The organism is Synechococcus sp. BS55D (genome assembly GCF_004332415.1).
Classification (GTDB): Bacteria; Cyanobacteriota; Cyanobacteriia; order PCC-6307; family Cyanobiaceae; genus Synechococcus_C.
Genome location: NZ_PHQT01000002.1, coordinates 408385 through 427451, shown reverse-complemented (window position 1 = coordinate 427451; position 19067 = coordinate 408385). Strand labels below are relative to the sequence as shown.

19 protein-coding genes and 1 tRNA gene are annotated in these 19067 nt (G+C 59.0%); 6 read left to right on the top strand and 14 right to left on the bottom strand.

The window, feature by feature from the left end:
* Window position 1 precedes the first annotated feature (1 nt).
* The gene (rpmF, locus tag CWE16_RS05840) at window positions 2–175 is read right to left on the bottom strand and encodes a 50S ribosomal protein L32 (RefSeq protein WP_131457455.1); all 174 of its coding nucleotides are present in this window, start codon (window positions 173–175) and stop codon (window positions 2–4) included.
* A gap of 86 nt (window positions 176–261) precedes the next feature.
* Here rpmF and ftsH point away from each other — a divergent pair, with 86 nt between their 5' ends.
* Together ftsH and CWE16_RS05830 are read left to right on the top strand one after the other, a co-directional pair.
* A complete protein-coding gene (gene ftsH, locus CWE16_RS05835; RefSeq protein ID WP_131593722.1) occupies window positions 262–2067 on the top strand; it encodes an ATP-dependent zinc metalloprotease FtsH in 1806 nt (601 codons plus the stop codon).
* A 17-nt stretch (window positions 2068–2084) separates the two neighbouring features.
* Entirely contained in the window at window positions 2085–4928 is a 2844-nt protein-coding gene (locus CWE16_RS05830) for a UPF0182 family protein (RefSeq protein ID WP_443081607.1), read from the top strand.
* Window positions 4929–4973: 45 nt separating this feature from the next.
* Here CWE16_RS05830 and CWE16_RS05825 read toward each other — a convergent pair whose 3' ends face one another.
* On the bottom strand, window positions 4974–5576 hold the full coding sequence (locus CWE16_RS05825) for a peroxiredoxin (RefSeq protein WP_131594115.1): 603 nt from the start codon (window positions 5574–5576) through the stop codon (window positions 4974–4976).
* 150 nt (window positions 5577–5726) lie between these two features.
* On the opposite strand from CWE16_RS05825, the gene CWE16_RS05820 reads away from it, so the two are divergent.
* Entirely contained in the window at window positions 5727–6020 is a 294-nt protein-coding gene (locus CWE16_RS05820) for a hypothetical protein (protein ID WP_131593720.1), read from the top strand.
* A 32-nt stretch (window positions 6021–6052) separates the two neighbouring features.
* On the opposite strand, the gene CWE16_RS05815 is transcribed toward CWE16_RS05820, so the two are convergent.
* The 7 genes from CWE16_RS05815 to CWE16_RS05785 all read right to left on the bottom strand — a co-directional run bounded on the left by CWE16_RS05815 (window position 6053) and on the right by CWE16_RS05785 (window position 10590).
* A tRNA-Met gene (locus tag CWE16_RS05815) sits at window positions 6053–6126 on the bottom strand.
* Between the two features lie 36 nt (window positions 6127–6162).
* Complete coding sequence (locus CWE16_RS05810) at window positions 6163–7209, bottom strand: peptidoglycan DD-metalloendopeptidase family protein (protein WP_330848537.1); 1047 nt, start codon at window positions 7207–7209, stop codon at window positions 6163–6165.
* A gap of 69 nt (window positions 7210–7278) precedes the next feature.
* Complete coding sequence (locus tag CWE16_RS05805; RefSeq protein WP_131593716.1) at window positions 7279–7764, bottom strand: tRNA (cytidine(34)-2'-O)-methyltransferase; 486 nt, start codon at window positions 7762–7764, stop codon at window positions 7279–7281.
* Complete coding sequence (gene cobU / locus CWE16_RS05800) at window positions 7761–8309, bottom strand: bifunctional adenosylcobinamide kinase/adenosylcobinamide-phosphate guanylyltransferase (RefSeq protein ID WP_131593714.1); 549 nt, start codon at window positions 8307–8309, stop codon at window positions 7761–7763. Before cobU ends, CWE16_RS05805 begins: the two co-directional genes overlap by 4 nt.
* The gene (gene pxcA / locus CWE16_RS05795; protein WP_131593712.1) at window positions 8296–9444 is read right to left on the bottom strand and encodes a proton extrusion protein PcxA; all 1149 of its coding nucleotides are present in this window, start codon (window positions 9442–9444) and stop codon (window positions 8296–8298) included. The genes cobU and pxcA overlap by 14 nt, the downstream gene beginning before the upstream one ends.
* Window positions 9445–9456: 12 nt before the next feature.
* Window positions 9457–10128 (bottom strand): photosystem II repair protein Psb32, encoded by a 672-nt coding sequence (psb32, locus tag CWE16_RS05790; protein WP_131593710.1) that lies wholly within the window; start codon window positions 10126–10128, stop codon window positions 9457–9459.
* A gap of 30 nt (window positions 10129–10158) precedes the next feature.
* Window positions 10159–10590 (bottom strand): tellurite resistance TerB family protein, encoded by a 432-nt coding sequence (locus CWE16_RS05785; protein WP_236629601.1) that lies wholly within the window; start codon window positions 10588–10590, stop codon window positions 10159–10161.
* A 44-nt stretch (window positions 10591–10634) separates the two neighbouring features.
* On the opposite strand from CWE16_RS05785, the gene CWE16_RS05780 reads away from it, so the two are divergent.
* A complete protein-coding gene (locus tag CWE16_RS05780; RefSeq protein WP_131593708.1) occupies window positions 10635–11297 on the top strand; it encodes a cofactor assembly of complex C subunit B in 663 nt (220 codons plus the stop codon).
* Here the strand turns inward: CWE16_RS05780 and lptC are convergent.
* Both lptC and metG read right to left on the bottom strand, forming a co-directional pair.
* On the bottom strand, window positions 11230–12411 hold the full coding sequence (gene lptC / locus CWE16_RS05775) for an LPS export ABC transporter periplasmic protein LptC (RefSeq protein ID WP_131593707.1): 1182 nt from the start codon (window positions 12409–12411) through the stop codon (window positions 11230–11232). The genes CWE16_RS05780 and lptC overlap by 68 nt on opposite strands.
* Window positions 12411–13955: a methionine--tRNA ligase gene (gene metG, locus CWE16_RS05770; protein ID WP_131594111.1), complete on the bottom strand. Its 1545-nt coding sequence runs from the start codon at window positions 13953–13955 to the stop codon at window positions 12411–12413. Before metG ends, lptC begins: the two co-directional genes overlap by 1 nt.
* A gap of 85 nt (window positions 13956–14040) precedes the next feature.
* Between metG and CWE16_RS05765 the strand changes: the two genes are divergently transcribed.
* Window positions 14041–14688: a Mo-dependent nitrogenase C-terminal domain-containing protein gene (locus CWE16_RS05765; protein ID WP_131593705.1), complete on the top strand. Its 648-nt coding sequence runs from the start codon at window positions 14041–14043 to the stop codon at window positions 14686–14688.
* Entirely contained in the window at window positions 14685–16493 is a 1809-nt protein-coding gene (locus CWE16_RS05760) for an FAD-dependent oxidoreductase (protein ID WP_131593703.1), read from the top strand. Before CWE16_RS05765 ends, CWE16_RS05760 begins: the two co-directional genes overlap by 4 nt.
* On the opposite strand, the gene CWE16_RS05755 is transcribed toward CWE16_RS05760, so the two are convergent.
* From CWE16_RS05755 to rpmG, 3 genes are all read right to left on the bottom strand, one after another.
* Window positions 16486–18273, bottom strand: a complete 1788-nt coding sequence (locus CWE16_RS05755; RefSeq protein WP_236629600.1) for a ribonuclease catalytic domain-containing protein — start codon at window positions 18271–18273, stop codon at window positions 16486–16488. The genes CWE16_RS05760 and CWE16_RS05755 overlap by 8 nt on opposite strands.
* A gap of 255 nt (window positions 18274–18528) precedes the next feature.
* On the bottom strand, window positions 18529–18750 hold the full coding sequence (gene rpsR, locus CWE16_RS05750; RefSeq protein WP_006041316.1) for a 30S ribosomal protein S18: 222 nt from the start codon (window positions 18748–18750) through the stop codon (window positions 18529–18531).
* A gap of 38 nt (window positions 18751–18788) precedes the next feature.
* A complete protein-coding gene (rpmG, locus tag CWE16_RS05745; protein WP_007102505.1) occupies window positions 18789–18983 on the bottom strand; it encodes a 50S ribosomal protein L33 in 195 nt (64 codons plus the stop codon).
* Window positions 18984–19067 lie beyond the last annotated feature (84 nt).

Here is a 19067-nt window from a genome sequence, read left to right as displayed (position 1 = left end):
ATCAGGCTTCGCTATCGCTCTCGTCCACGGGATAGACAAATCCCTGTGCGCGGCCGCTGAGCACGGACTTGCCGATGGACAGGGCTCGCTGGGCCGCTGTGGCGGCTTTCGCTTTCCAAACGGCGTGACGCTGATTGCGCTTGCTCTTTGAGGTCTTTTTCTTGGGTACGGCCATCGCCGGCGATTTCTGCCAAACAGCGATCTTCCCCTGCCGAGAGTCCCTCCGTCAAATCGCTAGGCTTCCGCCAATGCAGCGTTGCCGTGAGTTCAGGTCAATCGGACCCCGCACAGCGTGTTGATCCACTGGCACGTTTCAAGCCGGAGCCCCCACCCTCCTACAGCGAGCTTCTCCAGCAGATCAAGGCTGGTGATGTTGAAGAGCTTCAGCTCGTGCCGGCCCGGCGAGAGGTCATCGTTCGCTACGACGACGGACGTCAGGCCACGGTGGCGGTTTTTGCCAATGTCCAACAGGTCTTGCGAACTGCCGAGTCGGCGGGAGTTCCCTTAACGGTTAAAGACATCCGCGGTGAGCAGGCCCTGGCAGGGCTGGCGGGCAACCTCGCCTTAATTGCTTTGGTGGTGATTGGCCTCTCCCTCCTGTTGCGTCGTTCCGCTCAGGTGGCGAACCGCGCCATGGGGTTTGGGAGGAGTCAGGCGCGAGTGCGCTCCCAGGATGACGTGGTGGTGCGTTTCGAGGACGTCGCTGGCATTCAGGAGGCGAAGGAGGAGCTGCAGGAGGTGGTCACCTTTTTGCGTCAGCCCGAAAGCTTCATTCGACTCGGAGCGACTATTCCCCGTGGTGTGCTGCTTGTAGGCCCCCCCGGAACTGGAAAGACGCTGCTCGCCAAGGCAATCGCCGGTGAGGCCGGGGTTCCCTTCTTCTCAATGGCTGCGTCGGAATTCGTCGAATTGTTTGTCGGTGTTGGTGCCAGTCGTGTTCGCGATCTCTTCCGCAAGGCGAAGGAGAAAGCCCCCTGCATCGTGTTCATCGATGAGATTGATGCGGTGGGTCGTCAACGCGGAGCTGGAATCGGTGGCGGTAACGACGAGCGCGAGCAAACCCTCAACCAGCTGCTCACAGAAATGGATGGATTCGCTGACAACTCCGGCGTCATCCTTCTCGCCGCTACGAATCGTGCTGATGTCCTCGATTCAGCCCTGATGCGTCCAGGCCGGTTTGATCGACGCATTCATGTCGACCTTCCTGATCGCAGGGGGCGTGAAGCCATCCTTTCGGTTCATGCACGGACCCGCCCCTTGGCAGAGGATGTCTGCCTTCAGGATTGGGCCCGTCGCACCCCCGGATTCTCCGGAGCCGACCTGGCCAACTTGCTCAACGAAGCGGCCATTTTGACGGCTCGTCAGCAGCAAACCTCGATCGGGCAAGCGCAGATCGAGTCGGCATTGGAGCGCATCACCATGGGGCTCACAGCAGCTCCGCTGCAGGACAGCGCCAAGAAGCGTTTGATTGCGTATCACGAGATTGGCCACGCCCTCGTGGCTGCCTTGACCCCCCATGCCGACAGGGTCGACAAGGTGACGTTGCTTCCTCGCAGCGGCGGTGTGGGTGGATTCACACGCTTCTGGCCTGATGACGAACGTCTCGATTCCGGTCTCATCAGCAGGGCCTCTCTGGAGGCACGTCTTGTGGTGGCTCTCGGTGGTCGTGCTGCAGAGACCGTCGTGTTCGGTGCAGGCGAGGTGACCCAAGGAGCAAGTGGAGATTTGCAGATGGTCAGCCAGCTGGCTCGGGAAATGGTCACGCGGTTTGGTTTCTCGGAGCTGGGACCGGTGGCCTACGAGGGTGCCGGGAATGAGGTTTTCCTTGGCAGGGATCTGATTCATTCGCGTCCTGCCTATGGCGAACGCACGGGGCGCGAAATCGACTTTCAGGTGCGTCGCCTGGCGACGAACGCTTTGCGCCAGGCGGTGGCTTTGTTGGAAAGCCGCAGGGATGTGATGGATCGTCTGGTTGAAGCTCTGATTGATGAGGAGACGCTTCACACCGATCGATTCCTTGCCTTGGCGGGGATCGACGATTCAGCCATCGCCACTAGCGTGGTGTAGTTGATCAACCGGGCCCGGTGCCGACTGCCCGAGGGGTGAAAGTGTTCAAGCGGGGCCAGGCATTTCGCCTTCTAGTGCCTCTTCTTTTGGTCAGTTGCCTGACCTGGTTTCTCTTGCGCCTCCAGGTGGAGTGGGCGTGGTTTTCCCAGTTTCAGTTCGAGCAGGTCCTCGCCCTGCGTTGGGGTCTGCAGGCTGCGGGGTTCAGTCTGGCGGCCGTGGTTGCAGGGGCCACCGTCCTCTGGCGGCGCTGGTGGCTTAAGTCAGCAAACGTGCCGGGCCCACCCGTGTTGTGGCCCCTACGTGGTCGCGCTTTTGGGCTCGTACTCGTCGCAAGCCTCCTCCTGGTCGCGGCTGTGCTCAGCGTGTTGTTCAGGCTGGCCTGGCTGGCCTGGATCGATCCTTTTTCACTGAGCCAGTGGTGGAGTGTGTCTCCGTCGTCCGGCTGGTCTCTCAGCCTGCCCATCGGGGTGGCCGCTCTGACCTTGGTGCTCGGTGTGCTGCTGGGCAGTTGGGGGCTCCTGGCTCAAGTTGTGGGTGCTGCGATGGGCTGTTGGATCGTTGGAAGAGCCTGGGGACTGTGGGCTCTGGCGTGGACGATCCCAGACGTTGGCATTCGCGAACCTCTGCTTGGTTCTGACGTGAGCTTCGGTCTGGGGCGATTTTCCGCCTTGGCACTGGCGATTGAACTGCTGCTCTTTCAGCTCCTGCTCACCCTCGGCACCGCGGTCTGGGCGCGTCTGACCCGTGCCCCAGGCCTCACGGATTGGTCCTTCCCTGGCTTGACAGGTCTTGAAAGGCAGCGATTGCGTCCACTTCTTGCCATTCTCTGCCTCTTGGTTGCCTCTCTGCTTTGGCTCTCAAGGCACCAGCTGCTCTGGTCACAGGACGGAGTTGTTGCTGGTGCTGGCTGGCTTGATGTTCATGTTGTGCTGCCCCTGCGTCAGCTGGCAGCTCTCGCCTTCGCCCTGTTGGGCCTGTTGGTGATTCCTTATCCCGCGGTCGTTCGTCGACGTCGTCGGCTTCGCCTGTTCATGGCAGCGATTGCTGCATCGGCCTTGCTTGCTGAGCTGTTTCTTGCACCTGCCATCCAGTGGCTGGTGGTCAAACCACGGGAACTGCGCCTGGAATCCCCTTACTTGAAGCGATCGATTGCGGCGACCCGTCGTGCTTTTCAGCTCGATGCAATCGTCAGCCGTGACATCAACCCTTCACCCCGTCTCCAGCCTGATGATCTGGTCGAAGGTGCCAGTACGCTCCGCAATATTCGCCTCTGGGACAGTCAGCCCTTGCTGGCCACCAATCGCCAGTTGCAACAACTACGCGTTTACTACCGCTTCTCCAATGCTGCGGTTGATCGCTACCAGTTGCACACCGACAAGGAGAAGCGACAACAGGTGATCATCGCGGCACGGGAGCTTGACCAGGCGTCGCTTCCTGATCGTTCGCGCACCTGGTTAAATCGTCACTTTGTATTCACGCACGGCTTTGGCTTCACCCTCAGTCCAGTGAATACCAAGGCCCCAGATGGTCTTCCCGAATATTTCATCAGTGATCTCGGTGCTACGGCCCGTATTCGCGGTAATGCTGCTCTGAATATCACTGCTGAAGAGGTGGAAAAGCATGTGCCGATTGGCCGCGCTGCTCTCTACTTCGGCATGCTGCCCTCTCCCTATGCCGTTGCGCCAACAAAGGTTGAAGAATTTGACTTTCCAGAAGGCGATCGCAATCTTTACAACCATTACTCAGGTTTAGCCGGTGTCCCCCTCTCCAATGGAATTCAACGTTTAGCTGCCGCTGTTTACCTCCAGGAGCCAAGGCTTCTCAACACCGGTTCTCTTGACCGTGATTCCAAGCTTCTGCTCCGTCGCGACGTCAAGGAACGAGTTCGCACTTTGGCTCCATTCCTGCATTTTTATGGTGATCCCTATCTCGTTTCTGTTCCTATTCCAGAAACTGCTGCGGGGTATGACGTGCAACAGCATCAATACTGGATTGTTGATGGCTTTACGACTTCTAATACCTACGCCTATGCCTCAGGTCTCCCGGATGGCCGATCACTTCGCTACGCAAGAAATTCCGTCAAAGCAGTTGTTGATGCCTACAACGGCACGGTTCATTTGTATGTGAGCGAGCCGGATGATCCGATCATTCTTGGTTGGCAGCGCTTGTTTCCACAACTTTTCAGCCCTCTCGCTGAGATGCCAAAGGTGCTCCGTCAACACCTCATGGTTTCACCCAGCATGTTTGCATTGCAGGTGCAGCAGCTTCTCCGATATCACGTTACTGACCCTCGCATTTTTTACAGCGGTGATGACGTTTGGCAGGTTCCACTTGAGCTCTACGGGAAAGATCAGATCCCTGTTGCTCCTTATCACATTACTGCCCAATTGCGGACCAATCAGTCGTCGGAGTTTCTTCTCCTGCAACCCCTGACTCCCTTAGCCCGGCCCAACCTGTCGGCCTGGTTGGCCGCCCGGAATGACGATGATCACTATGGAGAACTGGTTCTTCTGCGCTTCCCCACCGATATTCCGATCTTTGGTCCAGAGCAGATTCAAGCTTTGATTAATCAGAACCCCACAATCAGTCAACAGTTTGGTCTTTGGGATCGAGCCGGATCTGAGGTTGTCCAGGGAAATCTACTGGTTGTTCCTTTGGGCAATGCCCTGCTGTATGTCGAACCTGTGTATTTACGAGCTAGGAGGGGTGGTTTGCCCACGCTTACGCGTGTTGTAGTGAGTGATGGCAGTCGTGTTGCGATGGCTCCAAATTTGCTGGCGGGCGTTCAGGCCTTGCTCAAGGGAGAGTTTGATGGGACATTTGTTGATGATCTTTCTGGCCAAGAAAAAAGCCGCCCTTGAAGGCGGCTTGAATCGTTGAACGAAGCTTTCTTTCAGTCGAAGTGCTCAGTTCACGGCTGCGAAGAACTCCTTAGAACCCACGGGATCGGGCTTCATGGTCTTTTCGCCAGGAGTCCAGTTGGCGGGGCAGACCTCGTCGGGGTGGGACTGCACGTACTGGAAGGCCTGAAGAACACGCAGGGTTTCATCAACATTGCGACCCACGGGCAGGTTGTTGATGGTGGCGTGCATGATCACACCTTCGGGATCGATGATGAACAGGCCGCGCAGAGCTACACCGGCTTCTTCGTCGAGAACGGTGTAGGCCGTGGAAATCTCCTTCTTGAGATCGGCAACGAGGGGATAGGCGATGTCGCCAAGGCCGCCCTGGTTGCGTGGGGTTTGAATCCAAGCGAGGTGGCTGAACTGGCTGTCAACGGAGACGCCCAGCACTTCAGTGTTCTTGCTGGAGAAATCGGCGTAGCGATCGCTGAAGGCTGTGATTTCAGTCGGGCAGACGAAGGTGAAGTCCAGGGGATAGAAGAACAGCACCACATACTTGCCGCGGTACTGGGAGAGGCTGATCTCTTTGAACTCCTGGTCCACTACAGCGGTGGCTGTGAAATCAGGGGCCTGTTGGCCCACGCGCAGGCAACCGTTAGCGGTCATGATGAAGGGGCGATGGTTGAGCAGCGGAAGCGTGACGGCTAAGGCAAAGTCGAAACGACTTCCAGTTGCTTTCGTCAATTTATCACGACTGGCCTGCCACTTGTCGTGATCTGGTGTACGTCGTCGGTTTGGCAGGTCTACAGTCAAGCAATGATTCAACGCTCCATGGCCTGGGATCAGGCACTTCTGCGCAAATTCAGCAGCACCGGGCACTTTCGACTGCTCAACCAGGTGCGTAGTGAGCTGAAGGCTCAGCCGCTCAATCGCGACCCCGAGACCAGGGAGCTCACGCTTCAGGCCCGTCCGTTGAGGGGGCAGCCTGTTCGTGCTCAACGTCGTCCCAATGCCCTGGAGTCTTCGGATTCAGAGCCCCTCTTGCCCTCCCGCCAGGCCGAAGCCCCAAGTTCATTTCGAGAACGTCTCAACGCCATCGACATGCGTTGAGACTGCAAACGGAGCCGGGATTGTCACACGAATGGCTCGGGGGAGACTTGAACTCCCGACCTTGGGGTTATGAATCCCACGCTCTAACCAGCTGAGCTACCGAGCCGTGTCAGCCGATACTTTAAACGATCACTGGATGCGCTCAGGCGCGACGAGACGGTAGGAACGCCATGGGATCTGAGGCCGCTCCCCCGGGTTGGCGAATCTCAAAATGCAGGTGAGGGCCGGTGCTCCTCCCAGTGCTTCCCATCAGCGAGATGGTGGCGCCCTGAGGAATGACTTGCCCCTTGCGCACGATTAAACGGCTGTTGTGGGCGTAGCGCGTGGATGTGCCATCTCCATGGGAGAGCTCAACGAGGTAGCCGTAGCCACTGCTCCATCCTGAAAACACCACGACACCGTCCTTGGCAGCCTGAATCGGAGTGCCCACATTGTTAGCGATATCGATTCCTTTGTGCATGCGGCCCCAGCGCCATCCATAACCGGATGTGAAGACTCCTTTGGTGGGCCATATAAAGGACTGCTTGCCCATGGGCTTGCGGGTGCCATCCGGAAATCCAGGAAGTTCCGGCCAGCTCGCACCACCGGAAACACTGGGACGGATCGCTAACAGCTGGCGAGGTGCTGCTTCTGCCACGCGAATCTGTGATCCAACGACAAGACGCGCCAGGTCGAGACCAGGATTGAGTTTGCGTAGTTCGGTGGTCGTCAGCCCATGTTTTCGAGCGATCGAGGCAAACGATTCACCATCACGGACTTTGATCTCAGCCACCGGGGCAGGCGGGGCGGTGAGTGGAGCCGTACGTCGTACGGAAAAGCGATCAAGGGCGGTGCTGTTGTTGAGCTGAGCTTCTACACGGGTCGGGAGCATCAGCCACTGCCTAAGACCGAATGAGCTGTCGATCCCTTTTTCATTCAGCTCTGCAAGGGTTTGGGCAGGCAGCCCGAGTTCAGCGGCAAGGGCCTCGAGGCGGATCTCGGATTTGGTCTGGATCCAAAAGTGGCTTTGAACTGCCGGCAGAGCTGCAAGCAGGAGCTGTTGGTCCGAACTGGCACGATCACCATCAGCGAAGCCAGGCTGATGACCCAGAGCCACAAGGCCGATCACCGGAAGCGCTGAAGCTGTGGTGAGAACCAGCAGGGGCTTCATACAGAACGCAAGCAAGGACACCCCCGGAGAAGCCGCCACGACCCGGAGTCCGGCTGAAGGTAACGGCTGGAACAGTCCTCGGCAAGGGTGCGTGGATCAGCCTGTGAATCACCACAGCCCCAGCTGAAGTCCAGCGTGAAAGCCCACAAGTGCTGCAGCGACTGAAAGGTTGAGGCTTCTCACCTGTTCGCCACCCGGCATTGGAATCGTGCAGATTTCATGACATTGATCTCGGACAGCCCCGGGCAGCCCGGAATCCTCGCGACCGAACAGCAGGATGTCTCCCCTTTGGAAATGCATCTCAGGCAAGGTCCTGCCGCCGTGGCGACTACAACCAATCAAGCGGTGTCCATCCTTGGGTAGCGAGCTCAGGAATGCAGCGAGATTCGGGTGGGTGCTGAGTTGCACGTGGGGCCAGTAATCAAGCCCTGCACGCTTGAGGTATCGATCCTCCAGGCTGAAGCCGAGCGGTTCGATCAAGGCGAGCGGGAGCTGCAAGGCCGCACAGGTGCGGGCGATATTGCCGGTATTCGGTGGAATCTGGGGTTCAAATAGGGCCACTTGCAATGGGTGCTTAGGTTCGGCGCCGTTCATGGAACCTTCACCCCAAAGCGGTGGAGATCCAAGGCACGCCCTTGCACCACGAGCCAGCTTTGCCTGGATTGACGCTCCAGCTCCTGGGCAAGCCAGCCAAGACGATCCCGGAACAAGCCTCCTGCCGCAGTGGCAGGAACCACTCCCCAACCGGTCTCCTCAATGACGATCACCACGGGGCGACTGCGCTGCTGCAGGCTGTTGCACAGCGACTGACAAAGGGCGGTCCATTCGCGATCGGTTGACTCAAGGTTTGAGGCGACAAATCCACCCAGGGAGTCGATGAGGAGCGACTGTTCTGGGTCGGTCTGATTGAGGGTTGACGCAAGATCAGCGCCGCACTCGACCAGCCTCCAGTGCTCTGGTCTGCGTTGCCGGTGAATGTTGATCCGTTGTTGCCAGGCGTGATCGTCGGGTCTGCTTTCGGATGTGGCGAGATAGGTCACCGATGGTTCCTGGCTGATCAGGTGTTCCGCCCAGCGACTTTTCCCGCCCCGAGATGGCCCGCTGACCAGCACAAGCTGATTCGGTTCAGCCACCACCATTCATTCCCCGCAGGGTCGCCACAGAGGAGGGACTGACGCGGTTGAGGTAGCGGAAAATCCAATATTTAAAGATGGTCGCAAGAATCACAGGGAAGGTGGCGATAAAGAGGAGGATGAAATTATCTCGTGCTGGGAATCCGAAATGATTGGCAATTCCATCGAGTAACACTGTCCATCCTTCGGGGCTGTGAAATCCGACGAAAATATCTGTGAACAGGATGATTGCAAACGCTTTGGCTGAGTCGCTGAGGCCATAGACGGCTTCATCAAAGAAACCTCGCAGAACTCTGAGCTCTTCTCTGCTCACGACGCAAACGACGACGAATGCGATCAGAGCAGCTAGATCAGATAGAACATTCTTAACGGCATGGGTGCTCTCGGAATCGGCTTCGTCCTTTAGTTCCTCGGCTTTGACTGCAAGCGCCTGTTGCAAGTCTTCCTGGCTTGGAACTGCTTTGCCTCGTAACAGTGCATCAAACTCAATCTCTGCTTTGTAAACTCTCAGTTTCTCAACGGCTTGCTCCTCAAGTTGGGGTTTTGGATAGCTGAGAAAAGGCAAGTCTGGGGCATAACGGTCCACCATCGGGCTAATGATGTAGGTCCGACTGACCTGTTGAATCAGCAAAGGCACCAGGATCAGTAACAACAGCACCTTGAGGGAGATCAGCGTCGAATCCCTCCTTCGGCGGAATCCGGCCACCAGCGTGGCTTCAGCGGTGGGATCCAGTTGACGCCTTACGGTGTCCACCACGCCGAGTAATGACCTCGGCAGCGGATCGGGAGCCCGACTCATCGTTGGAGCTGAAGCCGTGCGCCTGGGGGTATACCGGTTCACAACACTTTCAATCAGCTGAAGCTGGCGCAGTTCTTGCATGTCCAGCTGGCCTCTCTGTGATTCGAGGCTGTCGAGCGTTGTGCGACAGACATTCAGAGCTGCCTTGAACTTTCGCAGGATGGTTGCCTGCACCGAGCGTGGTACGGAGAGCTCAAGCTCAGTTCGTATGGGGCGATCACCGTAGTACTCCAGTTCAAGGCTCTGGATCAGCAGGGCTGCCTCGTAGCCCCTGTCCAGATCACTATTGAGGTCGCGGGCATTGGCCTGACCGAATGTGCTGATCCAGTTGCGCATCGCCATGGTTTGCGTTGTTCAGCGAGAGAAAACCCACCAGGTGGCCATCGGCACGATGGTTCCCACCACCAGCAAGACAATCACCCAAGTGAAGGCATTGCTTTCTTCGGTTTCTTCCTTCGTCGGAATGTTGGTCGGCAGAGTTGTCCGTTCCACTTCAACCGGTGGGCCTGGGTCTTCCCCACCGTTGAGGACCACGTCAAGCCGTTCGATGCCATCCAGACTGGCTTGCCGATAGCGGTCACCATCCCGCAGCGGCTGACTCATGGTGGTGCGTCCGGTGCTACGCAGCAGCTCCGCAGGAAGCCTGCTGGAGAGTGCAGAGTCCGCCACCACAGCGGCCTGTTTGTTCTGGGCTTCGATCAACATCAGCAGAAGAGGGGCGTCGCCTGCTGTGCCACTCCAGCGTTCGAGTAGCTGCTCACCGAAGGAGTTCAGGGTGAGACCGTAGTCAAGGCGACGCACAGTGATCAGACGGGCATCGAGACGCTGTTGATCGAGCTCTTGGAGCCTGGCATTCAGCTCTGTTCGGCTCGATCGGCTCAACACCTCTGCTCCGTCAAGGACCGGATCTGAGGGGCGGACCGATGGGAAATCAACGGGTGCAACAGCCAGGGCCGTCGGGACGAGCAGCCACAAGGACAGGCAGGTAGCCGAAAGAACGGCTAGGAGCTTCGAGATCCTCAGCATGCGTTGGTGCCAGATGGGGGCAGTCTGCCGTTAGGAGAGCAGGCTGTCGCGATTCAGGGCCATGATCGCCTCAACAATGCCATTGGCGCGCGAATCGGGTAAGACCACTTTGCGGGTCAGGGTCTCGAGAAAGGCGGTTTCTGCAGGATCGACAGAGCGGTCGGCATGGACCAATTGCGTGGCTAGGGCCAGGGCGGTTTCCTGTTGCACCAGATTCAATTGGGGCAACGCCTGATCGACAAGCTGCTCGAGGCCTTGTTCGCGCAACACAGCCAAAAGCCCGTCAAAGAGGGCAGCCATCTCGGATTCGCTGTTGTTTTTGTAAGGCGTTCGATGTTCAAGATGGCGTCGCAGGGCGTGGGCCTCGTCTCTTCCCAGCACACCGTCACAAGCCACAGCTCCTAGAGCGACGGCAGCAAACGCTTCGGCCTCGGTCATTACCGCTGGTGTGATCTGCCCCATTTGAGCAAGAGTGCAGCGATCTGACAGCAGCCACGACACCACCCATGCCACCAGCCGCCCGAATCAGCCTTTCTGCCGGTCTGTTGGTGCTTCTGATGGCTGCTGTTAATGCAACGACTGCTCCGTCCATTCAGCCGAGCCTTGAGCGGGCTGAAGTGTTGGCTGGATTGGCAGGTGTAGGTCTCATGCTTGTGGCGGTCCTCTGGACCAGAGCAGTGCCTAAAGCTCCTGAGGCAGTCGCCCTTCAAGGGGATCAGTCCTTCCGGCTTGTGGATGGGCTGCCGGATCCCGTTCGCCTGGAGTTGGCCTGGGGGAGCCAACTCTTCCTCACTGCCACATCAGCAGCCACGATTCTTGTCTACTGGGATGGGAAGGTGCTGATGAGACGTGGATTGATCTGCAGCACTCCGTTTAAGCCAGGCACGATCTGTGATCGTTCCACGGAGCAGGGCCAGTTGATTTCTCTGGTGAAAACTGCCTTGTACCCAGGGCGCACGGAATTCGATTCTGTGCTTCCCGATCTACCGGCTGTGATGGTTCAGCCTCTGGAAGCCAGAGGCTGGGTGGTGCTTGGAGGCTGGTCGGAGCGCTGCTTCAGCCGTTCCGATGAGCGTTGGTTCAGTGGATGGTGTGAGCGGCTCAGAACGACACTGGTGCAGGTTGACGAGTCTTCTTTGTTGACCGAGAGCGACCCTCATCCAGGCTGAGTTCTGAACGGACTTTGTCTCCCGGTGCAGAGAAGATAACGGTGCCTTTCCGACCCACTTTGCCTCTGAGCACCTGGCTGCGGGTGACTTGGTTGTTGCTCTTTCTGCGGAGCACAACGTTTCCTTTGGCCAGAACAGCATCGTTGCTCCAGTTCCATTCACAGCGGTCGGCTTTGAGTTGCTCGCCGGGTTGCTGAAGTCTGCAGTCCTGACTGACCTTCACCGTGCTTTTTTTCAGGTCGACAAGGAAACCACGGCCTTCGATATTGGATCGCTCGAGGCGACCATCGAAGGGGTGTTCGCTGCTCAGGGTCTCTTTCTTGAAGTTCCATCGGGTTGTGAGGGCGTTCAAAAGGCCTTTGCGTTGAGGAAACTGCACCCGCACTGGTTCGATCAGATCGACCAATCCCTCCTTGGTATTGCCCGACAATCGGCTGGCTTGTAGTTGTTGAAGAGTGTCTTGCTTCTCGCGTCGCTGGCCAAGAACAGGACCCTGGGCTTGCAGTGCACCATCACCGAGATTCCAGATCGCTTTTTGGGTGCGGAGCACGCTGTTGGGATTGACGCCGGGCTTCCTCGCCTGCCCCCACTGTTCGAGCTGCACGACACCCATGAGGGTGAGATCTTGGCTGTCTTGTTGTAGCTGAGCACTGCTGGCACGGAGTCGATTGCTTTGGTCATCGGCCTGGGGGCGCTGGTCGATCACCAGCAGGGAGCGCCCGGGGGTCCAGCGGAGGCGATCTCCACGGATCAACACCTTTTGGCCCGTGAGTTGTTGAAGTTGCACATCCCCTTCCAGCAGGACCTCTTGGCCATCGTTGAAGACAACTGCGTTCTGAGCTTTGATCGTGAAGGTCGGTTTGTTCTTGTTGTAAAGCAAGCCTGAGGGATTTCGGGCTCGCACAAGTCGTCGACTGAATTCGTAGCGAGCTTCCGGACTGTTCAGGTCCCAGTCCCTTGAACCATCTGCTTTTTTCTGCCGCAGTTCCAGCGAACGGAATACAAACGGAGGCGCGGCAGGAGCTGCGCTGTCATCGGTGGATTCACAGCCGCACAGCAGCACAGAGATCAGAACGATCCCTCCAGCCAGCCGAAGACCCGGTGTTGGGTTCATCAGAGTGGACCGTCCAGTTCGAGTCGGGCCATGACCGGTTGCGGTTCAGGGAGAGCGGATCCGCAGCGCAGCTTGCCCCAGATCAGCTCGCTCTTCCAGCGTGTTGGAGGGGCATCGAAGCCCAGTTGGGCAAGGATCCTGGTGCTGAGGTCTGGAACGAGGGGGGAGAGGAGCAGGCCGACGAGCCGAGTGCACTCGAGAACGGCATACAGATCGGCCCCCACGATGGTTTCCTGCCCTGGTTGTTTCATTCGACTCCAGGGAGCCTGTTCATTCAGGAAGCCATTCGCGCTGATGGCCAATCCGAGAATGGCTTCGCACGCTTCCTGAAAGCGAAGCTCAGGCATGGATTGATGCACGGTCTGCATCACCGTCTCCGCTTGGGCTTTCAGGGGATGGTCCGCGAGGGCCTCCGGTTCGATCGGTGGTACGGCATCGCTGAACCACTTGCGCGCCATTGATGCGGTGCGATTCAGCAGATTACCGATCGTGTTGGCGAGATCGTTATTCACCAAGTCACTGAAACGCTGTTGCTGGAAATCTCCGTCTTCACCGAATTGAATGTCGCGAAGTAGGTACCAACGCACGGCATCATGACCGCAGCGTTCCAGCAGCACATCGGGATCCAGCACGTTTCCCAGTGACTTGCCCATCTTCTGGCCTTCACGCGTCAGAAAACCGTGGCCGAACACGCGTTTGGGAACCGGCAGGCCCGCCGACATCAGCATGGCCGGCCAATACACGGCGTGAAAGCGAAGAATGTCCTTGCCGATCACTTGAACGTCTGCAGGCCAACCCACGCTCTCCAGACGTTCCAGGTCAATGGCACCACCATCGTCGAGCAGGGCGGTGAGGTAACCAAGCAGAGCGTCAAACCACACGTAGAACGTGTGCCCCTCATGCCCGGGGACCGGTAGTCCCCAGGAGACATTGACTCTTGAGATTGAAAAGTCGCGAAGGCCTCCCGCCACGAAATTCTGAATTTCTTTGCGGCGGCTGGCTGGTGCGATGAACTCCGGCTGCTGAATCAGCTTTTCGATCCTCTCCTGGAAATTGGAGAGGCAGAAAAAGAGATTTTCTTCATCGCGCCATTCCAGTGGCTTCTGATGGGTTGGACAGCAGGGGGCCTTGGCGTTGGCAGGTTCGTCCTTGAATTCTTCGCAACCCACGCAATACCAACCGGTCTGGCGGCCGCTACGGATATCCCCGGAAGCCTCACAACGAGCGAAAAATGCTTGTACCAGGGGGCGATGACGTTCTGCCGTCGTGCGCACAAAGCGATCGTTACTGATCCCCCACTGCCGCCAGGCCTCCTGGTAGCGGGCCGTGATTCGATCACAGTGGTCCTGGGGCGCGATTCCCTGTTCGCTCGCCGTTCGCTGAATCTTTTGGCCATGCTCGTCAACGCCGGTGATGAAGATCACCTCTTGACCTTCCAGGCGCTGATAACGGGCTAGAGCATCACAGGCAATCGTCGTGTAAGTGCTGCCGAGATGGGGCTTGTCGTTGACGTAATAAAGCGGAGTTGTGAGGCTGTAGGTCATCGCTTCGGCGGTCACTCCTGGCCTCAGGCTTGGCGTTGGATCCTAACGACCGCTCCTCGCCGCATCCTTTGCGAAGGTTCTCCCCATGGCCTCTCCTCAGCAGCTTGATCCCTCCCTCCAGGTCTGGCTCGCGGCCCTGCACCAACTGGCCCTGGCTGATGGTGATTTCGACGCCGAAGAACGGCGCATGCTCGCCGAGCACCTCTCGCAAACCCTCCCGGAATCGGAACTCGACTGGGAGGCGATGGGGCCGGTGCACGATGCTGATTTGGCGAGGCTTCTCGCGGCAGATCCCACCGTGGCGGAACAGTTCCTGCGCACCGCCGTGGTGGTAGCCCTTGCCGATGGCCATCTCAGCCGCGCAGAACTTGATCTGCTGCAGCACTGGGCCGAGTTGCTGGGCTGTGATCAGGCACCGCTGGCGGGCCTGCAACCCTGCATCGACCCTCTCAGTGATGACGACTGGCATCCTTTGGAACCGCTCAAGCACTGGCTTGATGAACTCGATCCTTCCGATCCGCGGGTGGCGGGATTCATCGTCAATCTGATCCCCTCTCAGTGCCCGTTTGAAGGCGACATCGTCCTATTCGGCCACAAGCTGGTGCACATCCCGCCGATGTGCAAACTGAATCCTCTTTACGACCAACTCGTGGGACTTCGCTTCCGCTGCCTCGGCCATCTTTCGCAAGAACAGCAGTTGCGAATCTGCCGCAAGGATTCCGCCCAGGCATGAGCGCCTCCCTCGATACGGTCGACGTGCTCGTGTGGGGGGGCGGCACCGGTGGTGCGGCCGCTGCCATCCAGTCCGCTCGTGGCGGTGCCTCCACGCTTCTGCTGACACCAGGCAGTTGGCTCGGGGGAATGGTGAGTGCTGCTGGGGTGTGCTGCCCCGATGGCAATGAGCTCACCCCCTGGCAGACGGGCCTCTGGGGTGCCTTCCTGCGAGAGCTGGAGCGGCGCGAGCCAGAGGGGCTCGATCACAACTGGGTGAGCTGTTTCGGCTACCGGCCCACCACCGCCGAGCAGATCCTCCAGGACTGGGTGGCGGCCGAGTCCAAGCTGCTCTGGTGGCCCCGTTGCCGCTTGCTGGAGGTCCAACGCCAGCACTCCTTGATCACGGCAGTGCGCGTTGATGTCGACGGAGAGCAACGCCGGGTGGGCTGTCAGGTGGTGATCGATGGCAGCGATCGGGGGGATCTGCTCCCCTTGGCGGAGGCGCCTTTCCGCTTTGGCTGGGAGGCGCAGGAGCAGTGGGGTGAGCCGAGTGCCCCAGGCCGCCAACGGCTAGCAACGGAGCCTTTTTTCCAAGAGCACCCGGTGCAATCCCCCACCTGGGTGGTGATGGGCCAGTTGCAGAGCGCACACCTGCAGGCGGATCCAGGCCGCGGGATTGACCCCGCCGCTTGCCCTCAGCTACCAGCACCGTTTGAAAGCGCCTGTGAAGCCTTCGGCCTGGAGCGCACCCTCACCTATGGGCGCCTGCCTGGTGGCTTGGTCATGCTCAACTGGCCGCTCCACGGCAACGATTGGCACGGGGGCCTGGATCGGGCCTTTGGCGGAGATCCACTGCAGGAAGAGGAGCTCTATGCCGAAATGCAGGCCCACAGTCTGCGTTTTGCCGAAGCCCTGAAGGAAGCGAGCGGCGGCTGGCTACAGCTTGGCCACGCCTTCCCTGCAAACTCCGGCAGCCCGACCCCCTGGTTGGCGGCCATGCCCTACTGGCGTGAGGGACGGCGGATGGTGGGGCGGGTCACGGTGATCGAGCAGGATCTGCTGCCGCTTGATGAAGGGCCCTCGTGCGCTCCCTTGCCGCGTGATGCAGTCGGTGCCCTGCAGTCCATCGCTGTTGGCAATTACGCCAATGACCATCACTATCCCGGTCCGGATTGGCCGTTGGCCCCCAAAAGTTGTCGCTGGGGCGGCCGCTGGACGGGAACACCGTTCTGCATTCCTTACGGTGCGCTGGTCAGTGCCGAGATCGACAATCTGCTGGCGGCTGACAAGGCGATCAGCACCAGCCACATGGCCAATGGTGCCACTCGCCTGCAGCCCCTTGTTCTCAATGTGGGCCAGGCGGCAGGCGCTGCTGCGGCGCTGTCTGTCGCTTCGTTGCTCCCACCGGTTGAGTTGTCTGTCCGTCAGCTCCAGACGGTGTTGATTGATGATCCAGTGGCTCCTTCGGCAGTTGTCCCCCTATGGACGACTCCGTGGCATCACCCCCATTGGCGCGAACGGCAGGAACAGGCCCTCGCTGAGGACTGTGATTGGTCTCGGGGAGGCCAGGATCACCTCGATGCGCTTCCTCTGTCTCTTCCTCCATCGAGCCCCCAGGAGTGTGTTTGGGCTGGACTTTTCAGCCGCGATGGCAGGGGGTGCATGACGTTGACGACCGATGATGGGCAGATCTGGCCGCTCATCACGCTTGAGCCTGGGATGCACCATTGGCTGGCAAGCCTGCAGACCCCCATGGCGCTTAAGCTGATCGGTCGCCCTAATCCCTGGGGGCCCTGGCTGTGCATCTCTCGGCGAGTCAACTAGAAGCCACTAGCTTCAGTTGATCGCGCAGGGAATCCACCTGCTGAACCCGCAGCAGCAATCGTTCACCGGGCTCGGCGTTCGCAGGGCATTCCGCAGCTAGGTCCATGGCCAGCTCCTCAATTCGCACCAGGCCGAGCCGATCCTGGGGGCGGAGCCAGCGCAGAAAATCGGCATGCCACTGCTCGCTGTTGTGAGCTTCAAACCACACCTGTTGCCAGTGACGCTGATCTTCCCGGGAGATCGCGATCCCCTCACGCACTGCACCATCGAAGCTGTTGAGCAGCTCCTGCAGCGCATCTGGATTCAGGGGTACCTCGCCGCTCAGTTGGGCCTCAATTTGACGTTGCACCACCAGATCTCCGTAGCGGCGGATGGGTGATGTGGCTTGGGCATAGGCGGATAAACCCAGGCTGAAGTGGGGCGCTGCTGAGGTGCCCATCAGACCGCGACTGAGGCAGCGCTTGATTGCCGCAAAGCGCACCGCCCCGTCGGGAAGCTCATCCAGTTGTGCAGGTGAAGGAAGATCCGCCGGCAACTGACTGCGGAAGGGCAAGGCCAAGTCGTGCTCAACGCCAAAACGAGCCGCCACCGCCCCGGCCAGGATCATGGCCTCAGCCACCATCAGCCGTGATGGACTTGGTTCGGTGATTTCAACGCTCGGTTGCTCGTCGTTGCGACAGCGGATCCTGCCCTCCGGCAGGTCCATTAACAGCGCTCCATGACGGACCCGCCATAGGCGGCGTCGCTCGAGCAAGTCGTTCAACTCCGCCAGATCGGCCTCTTCGGGCGGGGCAAAGTCGATCAACTCATCGGCATCCTCATAACTGAGCCGATAGCGCGGGGTCACCCAGCTCCGTTCGATGCCGTAGGCCTCGATTTCACCGCTATCGTCCAGCTCCACCCAGGTGCTCCAAGCGGCATTGCGCTGCCCGGCCAGCAAGCTGAACGGACCGGTGGAGAGGATTTCAGGGAACATCGGCAGGATGCCCCTGGCCAAATAAAGGCTGCTGCCCCGTCGTCGTGCCTCCAGATCCAGGGGGGAATCAGCTGCCACCAAGCGTCCGGGATCGGCTACATGGATCCAGATCCGAAGCCTGCCATCGGATCTGCGCTCCAGCGCTAGGCCGTCGTCGATATCGCGCGTGTCGTCATCGTCGATCGTGACGCAGCGCTGCTGGGTGAGATCAAGGCGTTCAGCATCGCCAGGCAGTTGCTGAGCGTGCTTGATCAGCAGGTGTTGAGCTTCTTCTTGAAGCGTTTGGCTGAATCCCTGACACCAGCTCGTGCCGTCCATACTCATGAGCTGATGGCGGTCCCACTGGCCAAGTGCCGCCAGTAGGTGGCGCAGGTCACCACGATCTTCACCAAGCCGTAGGCGTCGGAGCGATCCCTGTAGGTCTGGATCCAGTGAGTCCAGGCTGCGTTTGCCGGAGGCAAGGTCTTTGATCGCCGCGATCCAGTTTTGATGCGTGGGATCGAGTGTTGCCAATTCAACGGGTTGAGCGAGTTTCAGCAGCTGTCTCCAGCGTTCCTCTCTCCGCTCGATCAGCTTTTGATGCTGTCGCTCACGCCGTCTCATCCGCACATCGCTGAGACTGCGGGCGACCACTCCCTCCTTTTTGAGGCGGAACAGGTCTTGATCCGATTGCAGAGCAAGCCAGCAAGCTGCGCGCTGAGCGGGGCCGTCTTCGGTGCACACCAACCCCGTGAATTCATTCAGCTCAAGCGTCTCGCCGGATTCGTGAAGCAAGACCCATGTTTCGCCCCATGCGCGACGCATGGGACTGTGGAAGGCCAGGTTTTGCTCGTCAAGTTGCCAAGGAGAAACCCCCAACCTTGGCGGTGCTGATGCTCCGCTAGGCAGGGGGTGAAGGATCTGAATCTGACGGGCTGGAACAAGCTGCTCCTTACCGCCAAATCCAACAGCAAGACGTACTTTGCTGCCCTGAATGGATTGAACAACCGCCAACTGAGCTGATTTCTGGTCAGAAATTCCGACCAGATCCCCCTGTTGGCAGGCAGGAACAGCCAGGGATCAACCCTCTGGATTCACAAAAGGCAGGAGCGCCACGATGCGGGCACGCTTCACGGCATTCGTGAGGTCTCGCTGTTGCTTGGCGGTGAGGCCAGTGAGACGACGGGGAAGGATCTTGCCGCGCTCAGTGATGAACTTCTTGAGCAGATCCACATCTTTGTAATCGATGGGATCGCCGGGCTTGATCGGAGAAAGACGCTTCTTGAAGAAGGAGCTGGACATGAATCAGGAACGGTGGTGAACGGTGAAGACCTGCAGGGTCACTTGATCTCCTTGTGGGGAGTCGACTTGTTGCAGTGGGGACAGAACTTCTTGATCTCCAGCCGTTCGGTGGTGTTCCGGCGATTCTTCTCGGTGGTGTAGCGGGACACACCGGGAGAGCGCTTGGCGGGATTGGACCGGCATTCGGTGCACTCGAGAGTGATCACGATCCGGACGCCCTTGTTCTTGGCCATAAAGGACGTTGCGCCGCAGTTGCGAAGCGAAGTGACAAACAACAAGCTTACAGGTCGGACTGTCCTCCTCCTCTGAGCACTCCT